The sequence below is a fragment of the Mangrovimonas xylaniphaga genome (assembly GCF_001280435.1).
Lineage (GTDB): Bacteria > Bacteroidota > Bacteroidia > Flavobacteriales > Flavobacteriaceae > Mangrovimonas_A > Mangrovimonas_A xylaniphaga.
On sequence record NZ_LBIP01000018.1, the window covers coordinates 309,839 to 322,327 of the forward strand.

9 protein-coding genes are annotated in these 12,489 nt (G+C 38.4%); 5 read left to right on the forward strand and 4 right to left on the reverse strand.

Going from position 1 to position 12,489, the window contains the following annotated elements; genetic code table 11:
• Positions 1–1,137 carry an N-acetyl-alpha-D-glucosaminyl L-malate synthase BshA gene (gene bshA / locus ZA06_RS12420; RefSeq protein ID WP_053977790.1) on the forward strand — a complete coding sequence of 379 codons (1,137 nt, stop codon included), beginning with the start codon at positions 1–3 and terminating at the stop codon, positions 1,135–1,137.
• 76 nt (positions 1,138–1,213) lie between these two features.
• Here the strand turns inward: bshA and ZA06_RS12425 are convergent, their stop codons facing one another.
• On the reverse strand, positions 1,214–1,720 hold the full coding sequence (locus ZA06_RS12425) for a hypothetical protein (RefSeq protein WP_053977791.1): 507 nt from the start codon (positions 1,718–1,720) through the stop codon (positions 1,214–1,216).
• 153 nt (positions 1,721–1,873) lie between these two features.
• Between ZA06_RS12425 and ZA06_RS12430 the strand changes: the two genes are divergently transcribed.
• Entirely contained in the window at positions 1,874–4,789 is a 2,916-nt protein-coding gene (locus ZA06_RS12430) for an FAD-binding and (Fe-S)-binding domain-containing protein (RefSeq protein WP_053977792.1), read from the forward strand.
• A gap of 2 nt (positions 4,790–4,791) precedes the next feature.
• Here ZA06_RS12430 and ZA06_RS12435 read toward each other — a convergent pair whose 3' ends face one another.
• The gene (locus ZA06_RS12435) at positions 4,792–5,634 is read right to left on the reverse strand and encodes a UDP-2,3-diacylglucosamine diphosphatase (RefSeq protein ID WP_053977793.1); all 843 of its coding nucleotides are present in this window, start codon (positions 5,632–5,634) and stop codon (positions 4,792–4,794) included.
• Between the two features lie 186 nt (positions 5,635–5,820).
• On the opposite strand from ZA06_RS12435, the gene aroC reads away from it, so the two are divergent.
• From aroC to ZA06_RS12450, 3 genes are read left to right on the forward strand one after another with little or no spacing between them, the layout of a single operon-like run.
• Positions 5,821–6,882, forward strand: a complete 1,062-nt coding sequence (aroC, locus tag ZA06_RS12440) for a chorismate synthase (protein ID WP_053977794.1) — start codon at positions 5,821–5,823, stop codon at positions 6,880–6,882.
• Between the two features lie 19 nt (positions 6,883–6,901).
• Positions 6,902–8,218 (forward strand): dicarboxylate/amino acid:cation symporter, encoded by a 1,317-nt coding sequence (locus ZA06_RS12445; protein ID WP_053977795.1) that lies wholly within the window; start codon positions 6,902–6,904, stop codon positions 8,216–8,218.
• Between the two features lie 7 nt (positions 8,219–8,225).
• Entirely contained in the window at positions 8,226–9,059 is an 834-nt protein-coding gene (locus ZA06_RS12450) for a sulfurtransferase (RefSeq protein WP_053977796.1), read from the forward strand.
• Between the two features lie 179 nt (positions 9,060–9,238).
• On the opposite strand, the gene ZA06_RS12455 is transcribed toward ZA06_RS12450, so the two are convergent.
• Together ZA06_RS12455 and ZA06_RS12460 are read right to left on the reverse strand one after the other, a co-directional pair.
• Positions 9,239–11,389, reverse strand: a complete 2,151-nt coding sequence (locus tag ZA06_RS12455; protein ID WP_053977797.1) for a DUF4139 domain-containing protein — start codon at positions 11,387–11,389, stop codon at positions 9,239–9,241.
• A 399-nt stretch (positions 11,390–11,788) separates the two neighbouring features.
• A complete protein-coding gene (locus tag ZA06_RS12460; RefSeq protein WP_053977798.1) occupies positions 11,789–12,460 on the reverse strand; it encodes a hypothetical protein in 672 nt (223 codons plus the stop codon).
• Between the last annotated feature and the right edge of the window lie 29 nt (positions 12,461–12,489).

The following is a 12,489-nucleotide window of genomic DNA, read 5'->3' on the forward strand; positions in this document are numbered from 1 at the left end:
ATGAAAATAGGTATAGTATGTTATCCTACTTTTGGAGGAAGTGGGGTTGTAGCTACCGAATTAGGTATAGAATTGTCCAAACGTGGGCACGAAGTTCATTTTATTACGTATAAACAGCCTGTAAGGTTAGAGCTTTTGGGAAGCCATGTGCATTTTCACGAGGTGAATGTGCCGGAATATCCGTTATTCCATTATCAACCATATGAGTTGGCACTTTCCAGCAAATTGGTAGATATGGTGAAATTACATGGCATTGAAATTTTGCATGTGCACTATGCCATTCCACATGCCTATGCAGCCTATATGGCCAAGAAAATGTTGATTGAGGAGGGCATTTATGTACCAATAGTAACGACTCTCCATGGAACCGATATTACCTTGGTAGGAAGTCATCCCTTTTATAAACCGGCGGTTACTTTTAGCATCAATAAATCTGATGCGGTGACTTCTGTTTCTGAAGATTTAAAGCAGGACACACTTCGTTTGTTCGATATCAAAAAGGATATTGATGTGGTGACCAATTTTATTGATATGGATAAACACAGAAACAATTTCACCAACTGTCAACGTAGTATGATGGCCAATGAAGAGGAACGTATCATAACCCATATCAGTAACTTTAGAAAGGTGAAGCGTATTACAGATGTAGTGAAGATTTTCTATAATATTCAAAAGGAAATTCCAGCCAAATTGATGATGGTAGGAGAAGGACCGGAAAAAGAACCCGCAGAAAGGTTGTGTGAAGAATTGGGCATTCAGGAGAAAGTGGTATTCTTTGGAAATAGTAATGAAATAGATAGGATTCTATGTTTTTCAGATTTGTTCTTATTGCCCTCGGAAACTGAAAGTTTTGGTTTGGCTGCTCTAGAGGCCATGGCTTCTAGTGTACCTGTTATATCCAGCAATTCCGGAGGAATTCCAGAAGTGAACATCAATGGTGTCTCTGGATTTTTAAGTCCTGTGGGGGATGTTGAGGGCATGAGTAAAAATGCTCTAACTATTTTAAGTGAGCCATCAACGCTTAAGCTCTTTAAAAAACAAGCTAAAGCGCAAGCGGCAAATTTTGACATTCACGAAATAGTGCCGCAGTATGAGGCCATTTATGAAAGAACTTTAAAAAACAGCGTGGTCATTTAAAGTGATTTACTTCTGTTCTGTAATAAAAAAACCACCCGTAAAAGGTGGTTTTTTTATTATAAGAATGTTGTTTGCTCTAGAATTGGTATCTCACCCCAAAGGCCAGATCAAAGTCTAAATCATTATTGTCGTGGTCTCCATTTCCAAAGCCCCATTCAGGTCTTAGGTCTAAAGAAAGCAATAACGGGAAATCGAAACTGTACTCAATTCCCACATCTCCACCAATAAAGATAAAGGTGTCATGCTCATCATGGTGCCATTTGTCATTGTGATAGTAGTCATCATAAGAATAGGATGCTAATCCTCCTCCGGGTCCTGCATACCAATTAAAGCCGCCATCAATGTTCCAAACCCATTGGTAGATTCCAGTTAATTTAACTCCGTCATGGTGATTACCATCACGCCAACCAAAGTCAATTTCCAAACGATTGTCCAAGCCAAGGGCTCTTTGATAAGAGATTTCAGCACCAATCCCGTCGCTATCACCTAAGCGTAGACCAATGGCGTTTGGAGAAATCATCTGCGCTTGGGAAGCAAACGAAAAACCAATACAGGCTAATGCTATTAAAAACAATTTTTTCATAAGTAATTTAAGTTTAAGATTTGTTAAATCGAAATTACAACTTTTGGAATTGGCTTAATAAAGAATAACGTTGAAAATATGTTAAAATTGGATTTCTTATTCTAATTTAGTCGAAATTCTAAACACATAAATCACTTAAAATATTGTAAGGGAATGACTAAGGCTTTGCAAACATTAGAAGCGCAGTTGGATGGCGAATTATATTATGACGATTTAATGAAAGCCCTGTATGCCACCGATGCTTCGGTGTATAGAATGTTACCCTTGGCCGTGGCTTATCCAAAATCTGAAAAGGATATTCAAGCTCTTATCAGCTTTGCAAGCAACAATAACACTTCCTTGATTCCGCGTACAGCAGGGACTTCTTTGGCTGGGCAATGTGTGGGGCCCGGGATTGTTGTGGATGTCTCGAAATATTTTACAAAGATTCTAAACATCAATGAAAAGGAACGTACCGTAACTGTGCAGCCGGGAGTGGTTAGGGACGCCTTAAACAACTATCTAAAACCTTTTGGTCTCTTCTTTTCTCCCAACACGTCCACATCCAATCGTTGTATGATTGGCGGTATGGTTGGGAACAATTCTTCGGGATCGACTTCCATTAAATATGGAGTTACTAGGGATAAGGTATTGGCATTAAAAACAATTTTGAGTGATGGAAGTACTGTTCTATTTGAATCGATTTCAAAAAAGGAATTCCTACAAAAGCGTCATCAAAAGGATAAAGAAGGAGATATTTACAAGACGATTTATGAAGAATTGGAATCAAAAGAAGTTCAGGAGAGAATCATTACCACCTATCCCAAACCAGAAATTCACAGAAGGAATACAGGCTATGCCATAGATGAATTGATAAAATCTGAAATATTTTCGGAAACAGAGACCTCATTTAATATGTGTAAGCTTTTGGCGGGCAGTGAAGGGACTTTGGCTTTTTCAACAGAAATTACTTTGCAACTTGATGTCTTGTCACCTACAGAAAGCATCATGATAGCTCTTCATTTTACTTCAATAGCCGACTGTATGAAGGCAGTTGTACCAGTAATGAAGCACGATTTGTACAGTTGCGAAATGATGGATAAAACCATTCTGGATTTGACCAAGCACAACAAAACACAGCAACAAAACAGGCAGTTTATAGAAGGAGATCCCGAGGCTATTTTGATGTGCGAAGTGAGGGCTAACAGCAAAACGGAAGTAGAGGAAATGACTTCCTATTTGCTAAAAGATATTGAAGTACAAACCAAAAGTTATGCAAATGCCTTGTTATATGGAGATGAGATGGATAAGGCCATTGAATTGCGCAAAGCTGGATTAGGACTTTTAGGGAATATGGTTGGCGATAAAAAGTCGGCTGCTTGTATTGAGGATACAGCTGTCGCGCTAGAAGATTTGGATGCCTATATTAGTGAGTTCACAAAACTAATGGAAGGGTATGACCAAAAGGCCATTTATTATGCGCATGCAGGTGCTGGAGAGTTGCATTTGCGTCCCATTTTGAATTTGAAATTAAGTGACGATGTATTGCTATTTAGAAAAATCACGACTGATGTGGCCCATTTAGTGAAAAAATACAATGGAGCCATGAGTGGGGAGCACGGCGAAGGGATCGTGAGAGGAGAGTTCATTCCATTCATGATTGGTGATGAGAATTATCAAATTCTGAAACGTATCAAAACAGCTTTTGATCCTAAAGGCATATTCAATCCAGGAAAGATAGTAGAAGCATTTCCGATGGACCAATCTTTGCGATATGTTGCGGATAGAAAGGAACCAGAAATAGAAACCTTTTTGGATTTTTCGGAGTCTCAAGGTATTCTGCGAGAAGCCGAAAAATGTAACGGTTCGGGCGATTGTAGAAAACTACCTGAATTTGGAGGGACCATGTGCCCAAGTTATCGAGCAACCCAAAATGAAAAGGATACCACAAGAGCCAGAGCAAATACCTTAAGGGAATTTTTAACCAATAGCGAAAAGCCAAATAGATTTAACCATGAGGAATTAAAGGAGGTTTTCGATTTGTGTTTGAGCTGTAAGGCCTGTGCCAGTGAATGCCCGAGCAGCGTGGATATGGCACGTTTGAAAGCGGAGTTCTTATATCAGTACCAAAAAGAAAACGGCATCTCTTGGCGTACCAAATTATTCGTCTACAATAATGCCCTGAACAGGTTTGGGAGTCTGTCACCAAGACTTACTAACTTTATGTTTTCCAACAAAACCATCGCTTCTGGATTGAAAAATATTATGCAGGTAGCCTCTGAAAGAACGCTTCCTTTTATTTCACCTAAGAGTTTAAGCGGTGTTTTTAAATCGATTGAAAATCAATCTATTGAAGGTGGTTTTGTAAAATCTGTCTATCTGTTTAATGATGAATTTGTTAACTATTTGGACACCAATATAGGTGTTGATTTTCTAGAGTTGATGAAGCGCCTAAATTACCAAGTCATCGTTTTGGAGAATGTAGAATCAGGAAGGAGTTTTCTGTCCAAAGGGTTGTTGGAACAGGCTAAAAAAGTAGCAGATATAAATGTAGAATTGTTCAAAAGTAAAATCTCAAAAGAAACCCCTTTAGTAGGTATTGAACCGTCAGCAATTTTAACTTTTAGGGACGAATATCTTACGTTGGCAGATGACAGGGAGGCAGCCAATTCTATTGCGGCCAATACGTTTTTGTTTGAGGAATTTTTTCAGAATGAAATCAATTTAGGAAACATTAAAAAAGAGCAGTTTACCCAAGAGCCCAAGACCATTAAATTTCATGGGCATTGCCATCAAAAAGCTTTGAGCCATCAAAAAGCGAGTTTTGATACGTTGAATTTCCCTAAAAACTATAAGGTTACCCTAATCCCGAGTGGTTGTTGTGGAATGGCTGGAAGTTTTGGTTATGAAAAGGAACATTATGAAGTAAGCATGAACATTGGTGAGCAAACTCTTTTTCCTGCAATTAGAAATGCTTCAAAAGATGTCATTATTGCTGCGAATGGAACCAGTTGTAGACACCAAATAAAAGATGGAACTTCGGTAGAAGCTTTACATCCTATTACAATTCTGAGACAAGCTTTAATTTGAAATTAGTGTTTGGCGTGTTGGTCTACAATGGTAATGGCAGCAATTAAATCCTTTACTTCCATGTCCTTGATATCTTCATCTGCATAGAAAGGAGATAGCTTGTCATTGTTATAACTGTAGACTTTCCAACGTTTGAATTGGTATTCCAAAGCAGTAAAGTTTTCAATCCAATCCCCTGAATTCAGGTACATGGTTTTTCCGTATTTATTCTCTTTAATCACCATTTTTGGTTGGTGAATGTGACCACAAATCACATAGTCATAGCCATTTTCAATAGCAAGGTCCGAAGCTACTTGTTCAAAATCACTAATGTATTTCACGGCGCGCTTTACGCTGTTTTTGATTTTTTTGGATAAGGAATATTTCTCTTTTCCCAATTTCTCCAAAAGCCAATTGCTGAGACGGTTTAATAATATCAATAAGTCATATCCATAACCTCCCAATTTGGCCAACCATTTGGCATTCTGAATAGAGACATCAAATACATCCCCGTGGAAAATCCATGCCTTTTTGCCGTCCAATTCCAAAACCGCTTTATCCACTATAGAAATATTTCCGATGGTCATGTCGCTAAATTTACGAAGCATTTCGTCATGGTTGCCTGTAACATAAATAATTTCAACACCGTCGGCAGACATGTCCATAATTTTCTTGATAACTCTTAGGTGGGATTTTGGAAAGTACCGTTTGCTGAACTGCCAAATGTCAATAATGTCCCCATTCAAGATGAGTTTTTTAGGTTGAATGCTGTTTAAATAGGTCAATAATTGTTTGGCATGACACCCATAGGTTCCTAGATGGACATCAGAGATTACGGCGATTTCTACTTTTCTTTTAATTTTCAAGAGTTTATAAAGTTGTTTGGTACAAATAACACTTTTCTTTATTACTTAAAGATTAAGATGTAATTAATTAACCGTGAGCATTCTGTTAAGATATTGTTATGTGGAAATGAATAAAATAGGAGCTTTGTGGTTTTACATTTTTGATTCTCTGAGAATACAATTACATTAGCATAAAATAATAGTAGTATGGCAGGAAACTCCTTTGGAACGTTATTTAAACTCACCACTTTTGGGGAGTCGCATGGTATTGCAATTGGGGGAATTATCGATGGTTGTCCTCCGGGAATCCAATTGGATTTTGAGGCAATTCAACAGGAATTGGACAGAAGAAAACCTGGCCAATCAGACATTGTTACCCAACGTAAGGAACCAGATACTGTGGAATTTTTGTCGGGTATTTTTGAAGGCGTTACTACAGGAACGCCCATTGGTTTTACAATTCACAATACCAATCAAAAGTCGAAGGATTACAGCCATATTAAGGATGTGTACCGTCCAAGCCATGCCGATTACACCTATCAACAGAAATATGGCACCAGAGATTATCGAGGAGGAGGAAGAAGCTCTGCTCGTGAAACAGCATCAAGGGTTGTTGCAGGTGCCATTGCTAAACAAGTCCTTGGTGAAATTACAATAAACGCCTATACCTCTTCGGTTGGTGATATTTATTTGGAACAGCCTTATCAAGCACTTGATTTTTCCAAAACGGAAAGTAATGCCGTGCGTTGTCCCGATGCTGAAGTGGCTGAGCAAATGATTGCCAGAATCAAGAAAATCAGAAAAGAAGGAGATACCATAGGAGGAACGGTAACTTGTGTGATTCGCAATGTGCCTGTTGGCTTGGGAGAACCTGTATTTGATAAACTTCACGCCGAATTGGGTAAAGCCATGTTGTCCATCAATGCTGTTAAAGGATTTGAATATGGAAGTGGGTTTTGTGGCACCAAAATGAAAGGTAGTGAGCATAATGATTTGTTTAATCCTGATGGTTCTACCAAAACAAACCTCTCGGGAGGTATTCAAGGAGGCATCAGTAATGGTATGGATATCTATTTTAGGGTGGCCTTTAAGCCTGTGGCAACAGTAATGCAAAAGCAGGAAGCGTTGAGTGCAGAAGGCGAACTTGTAGAAATGCAAGGGAAAGGACGTCATGATCCATGTGTAGTTCCTAGGGCAATACCAATTGTGGAGGCTATGGCAGCCTTGGTTTTGGCCGATTTCATGTTGCTCAATAAATCTTATCAATAATTAAAAGAACAATGATTCTATGAAGAAACTGGCATTGCATTGGCAAATAATTTTAGGAATGGTTTTAGGGGTAGTCTTTGCCCTAGTAATGGCTAAATTTGAATGGGGCAGTGGCTTCATTACCGATTGGATCAAACCCTTTGGAACCATTTTTATCAATTTGCTAAAGCTCATTGCAGTGCCGTTAATTTTGGCCTCACTGATAAAAGGTGTTTCCGATTTAAAGGACATTTCAAAATTATCCAAAATGGGAGGTCGTACCATTGGGTTGTATATTTTTACCACAGTCATCGCTGTTTCTATTGGGCTTTTGGTGGTGAATTTTATAAAACCCGGGGCTTCGATAACTGAGGCGACACGTATGGAACTTGTGGAAAGTTATAAAGGCGATGCTGATTCCAAAATTGCCGCTGCTGAAAAACAGAAAAATGCAGGTCCTTTGCAGGCTTTGGAAGATATCGTCCCTAGTAATATTTTTAATGCCGCCAGTGATAATGGTAACATGCTTCAAGTGATTTTCTTTGCTATAATTTTTGGAATTGGTCTTATTTTGATTCCTGAGGAAAAAGCACAACCTGTCAAATTATTCTTTGATAGTTTTAACGAAGTTATTCTTAAACTCATTGACCTGATCATGTTATTTGCGCCTTTTGGTGTATTTGCACTTTTGGCTGCTTTAGTGGTTGAATCTCCTAGCACCGATTTGTTTGCGGCTTTGGGATGGTATGCGTTTTGTGTGGTTTTGGGTTTATTGCTCATGATGGTGGTATATGTGATTTTGGTATTCTTATTCACAAAAAAATCGCCACTTTTCTTCCTAAACGGAATTGCCCCAGCCCAATTACTCGGATTTTCAACCAGTAGTAGTGCGGCAACCCTTCCCGTTACCATGGAACGGGTTGAAGAGCATTTAGGTGTGGAAGAAGAAGTGACCAGCTTTGTCTTGCCTATTGGAGCTACTATCAATATGGATGGTACCAGTTTGTACCAAGCTGTTGCAGCAGTCTTTATCGCTCAAGCCTTTGGTATGGAATTAAGTTTTGGGGTGCAATTGGGAATTATTGCTACGGCCACTTTGGCTTCCATTGGGAGTGCGGCAGTGCCGGGAGCAGGTATGGTAATGCTGGTGATTGTTTTGGCTCAGGCAGGAATTCCTGAAGCTGGTTTAGCATTGATTTTTGCAGTGGACAGACCTTTGGACATGTGTCGTACCACGGTAAATGTAACTGGGGATGCCGCAGTTTCCATGATTGTTGCCAAATCGGTTGGAAAACTTGGGGAACCTCATGTAAGGAATTGGGACGATAACTACACCAAGCAACAAACATCAATTTAATTTAATTATGAAACCTATTATATTACCTAGCCCTTTGGTGTCTGCCGAATGGCTAAATGCTCATTTGGAAGCGCCTAATTTGGTTGTTTTGGACGCAACCATTCCGAAAGCTGTGGCAGCCGATTCGAAAGCGGAATCAGGAGTGCAAATTCCTCAAGCGCGATTTTTTGATTTGAAACACAAATTCAGTGATGCATTTGGGGAATTTCCAAATACTTTTCCTTCCGAAGCACAATTTGTTTTGGAAGCCCAAAACTTGGGAATCAACAATGATAGTGCAATTGTGGTCTATGACGATCAAGGAATCTATTCAAGTGCAAGGGCATGGTGGCTTTTTAAAGCTTTTGGATATGATAATGTAGCTGTGTTGGACGGCGGACTTCCAGAATGGATCAAGTCTGGTTTTGCAGTGGAGCCTAAGGCAGCTTATACGGGCGTTAAAGGGAATTTTACAGGAAGTTACCATCCACAATTCATGAAGTTTTTTGAGGATATGTTGAAGGAATCCAGAGAAGGTACTCAAACCATCATTGATGCCCGTTCGGAAAGTAGATTCAAAGGCTTGGAAGTGGAGCCAAGAGCAGGTTTGCGAAGTGGTTCTATTCCCAATTCGGTGAACTTACCTTACACAGACTTGCTTGAGAATGGGGTGTTTAAAAATGTAGAAAACTTAAAAGAGCTATTTGCTGCTTTAGCAAAACCTGAAGACGCTATCACGTTTTCCTGTGGATCAGGCATTACGGCCTGTATTTTGGCTTTGGGCGCGGAACTGTCTGGATATGAAAATATTTCAGTATATGATGGCTCTTGGACGGAATGGGGATCGTTAACCGAAGCTTAATTTCCAGCATTCAAAATCCAGTCTAAATTTTGATAAAAAAGAAATCCCAACACGATGGTTCTAGCAGTTTTTTGCTACCCAAGGGAGATTAGACATGTCTCACTTGGGAACTTAAGAGGTTCCTGCCTAACGGAAGACAGGCTTAAGTTGATGTAATCGTGCTGGGATTTTGGGGGCCTTTATAGGTTGACTTGCCTGTACTTAGGATATTTTACCGAGTATGAAAATTTGAAAGTATCTGTAGCGCCAGGGGAAAGTACTGTTTTCCATTCCATCAATCCTTTTTCATCATTGTACTGAGAGGTTCCGGTTTCGATGTCCTCAACTTTAATATCCTTGTTTTGGCTGATTGGAATACGGTCCATAATCACAATATCGATAGGAGTCTGTTTGTTGTTTTTTAGTTCTAGTTCATACATTTTGTTGATAATTCTATTGTTTCCTATAAAATTGGTCTTTTTAAAATCATTTACTTGATTTCGTTTCACCACCACGTTAGGATCAACCCCAAGGGATACGGTTAAGGTATCTGTAGTAGTTTGTGGGTTGATATTGGTTTTCCCTGAGTAACTGCCTTCAAAATAGATATTCGCTTCGGCGGGCAGTAAGTTGTACTGTTCCCAATTCCCAATTTTTGCTGTTAGAAAAACATTTTCGTTTAAGATAGGTGCCGCATAATAGGAATAGCTTGCCGGAATCGAGAATTTATCAATTTCAATTACTGTGATGTCTCCGTTGGAAGGCATGCTGTAGGTCTTTTGTATTTCGAAACGCTTGTTGGTAACACCTTCTTCAATGACTTCTCCCGTAGCGGTAAGTTTTTTTGTAGAAATCATAATGACACCATCTGATGCTCTACTTCCATAGAGTCCCGAAGCTTCGCTACCCTTCAATATTTCTACTGAAGCAATACTGTTTGGTGATATATTTTCAAATTCCTTTTCGGAGATAGGAACCCCATCAAGAACATATAATGGTTCACTATAATTTGAGATTGAATTAATTCCTCTAATATTTACGTCTAGGCCTGAAACTTTGCCTTTTAAGGTACTAACTGCTCCTGTATATGAAGTATCATCTAAATTTGCATTATCCATCATGGCCTGTACTTTGTTTGTATAACCAGGAGTATTATCAGATTTTGGCCTTATTGCATAAGCGACAACCACAGTTTCTTCAAAGGCTTCCACATCTTCCTCCAAGGCTACATTCATAATGCTGGAATGAATAGGGAGTTCTTCCGTCATCATACTCACAAAGGAAAATACAAGCTCTTTGCCTCCAGTGGTTCGCAATGTATATTTGCCATCAAAATCGGTTTGTACACCATTGCTGGTTCCTTTTTCCGTAACATTTACTCCTGGTAGAGGTAATCCATCAGCCGCTGAAGTTACGATACCAGATACGGTTTGTACCATTGGGTTGTATTTGTAATTATAGCTTTTTGTGGCTCGTGTTCTTTCGTAATGACTATTTCGGGTTATAAATTTTAGGTATTTAGGATCTAGATCTGGTTTTTCGTTGTTGGTGTTGGGATCGCTGGTGGAAAGCGTCACTTTTATATCGTTCCAATCTACACCCGTGTTTTGGTATACATGTGCTTTATATTGCATGTCAATGGGAGCATTGATACTGTTGGCTTTTAAATCGTAGGTAGGGAACCATCCCGCATTATTGACATTATATTTTAAAGTGATATTGAGGGCAGTTGGTATTGTGGTATTGAATTTCACTTTGATTTCTCCAGTCTGAACTTTTTCTTCAACATTATATTCTTGAAGCTGTTTTCTAATGTCTGCAATGTTGTCTTCGTAATCACTTTTCTTTTTGTAAGACTCATATATCAAAGTATTCACTTCGGTAATTCGTTGTCTGTAATACGCGGCAAATTGCTTTAGTTTTTCCAAAGAAACCACTTGCGTGTCACTACCCAAGTGGCGATTTTGTTGAATGATAGACAATTCTTCTTTATACCCAGCAATTAAATCATCTTCAAATTGAATTTGATCCAAAATGGATTTTATTTGCTCCTGAAGGGCTTCTATTTCTTTGGTTTTTGGTTGTTTGGAAAGATAGTTGATACCATAATTGATAGAGAGAATAGAGGCGTTTTGCAAGCCTGAAACTTGAATGCTGCTTTCCTGAATATAAGGGGAAAGTTTGGAAAAGGTGTATTCCGAAGTTCCAACAGGTAAGTTTACAGTGGCAGTTCTGGTTATTTGGGCACCATCAAGGTAGACGGTGACTTCCTTTAATGAAGACTCTGTTTCATTTGTATTTGCAAAGCAAACAGCTGTAAGGAAAAGAAAAAGGATAACGTATGATTTCATGATTGTAGTTTTAAAGTGTCATAAAACTATCATGGAATAGGAAAGTAAGGAAAAGGAAATGAGTTAAGGCTCCAATTTGTTTAGTGAAATGTTTTTTTCGATGAGTTAAATGGATGAAGTTTGTGTAAGAAATGGTTGTTTATGGAGGATATTTGTATTTTTAATATGTTAATCAATTTTTTTTGCCACTAAACGATAATTTTAACAAAAAAGAGTAGGAATATGTAATTTTAAAATGGTTAAAGAATAATGTCTTATTACTCAAGAGGTTGGTTGTAAGCATTATTAAAAAGCAATTTATAGAGTTAAATTAGTTTTTAATTAGTTGTTAATTGTTAAAAAAGGTCTTGATGAATTTCAAGACCTTTTTTATTGAATATAAAATAACAAATTGCCTTGTCATTTAAGCGCTTTTGCTATTTCCTCTGTGTATTTCTCGGCATTTTTAGTGACGCTCTGTGGGTCTTCAATTTTGGTAGTAACCACAGCAACCAATTGCTTACCATCAGGTTGGTCAAGGTCATATGCCACAGTTTCTAAAATAAAAGTTTTTTGGGTAACAGTTGTGGAGGTCATTGGTGTATAACTTCCATAGGTGGAGTAGGACATAGGGTGCATATAGTACCCATAAAAGCCTCCATAATACCCAGGATAGTAGCTTGGATAAGTGGCCCCTGCATAGTAACCTCCATCGGTATAGGTTTTTGAGGCCTCTTGGTAGTCTTTAATTACTGTTAAAACAACGGCATTATAGCCTTCATTTTTTAGAAAGGTTTTGAAATTTTCAAGCTCCACTTCAGTGTGCTTTTCTTCCAATTTAATGGTGGATGGTAGCACAGAATAGCTTGGAGTAGCTTTAATACCATTGCTGATAAGTTTGTCTGCAATATCGCGTTCAAAAGCGATTCGCGCCTGATTATTATCTGTTCTGGCAATGACCAAAACATTGTTGTCCTTGATTTGGGCTACATTATCAGATTTCCAAGAATCCAACACTTTGATACTACTTGAGCAGCCCGTAACAACAATAAACAACAATAAAACCGAAAAGATTTTTAAGGTATTTTTCATAAGAAGTTAAAAATGGATTAATAATATGG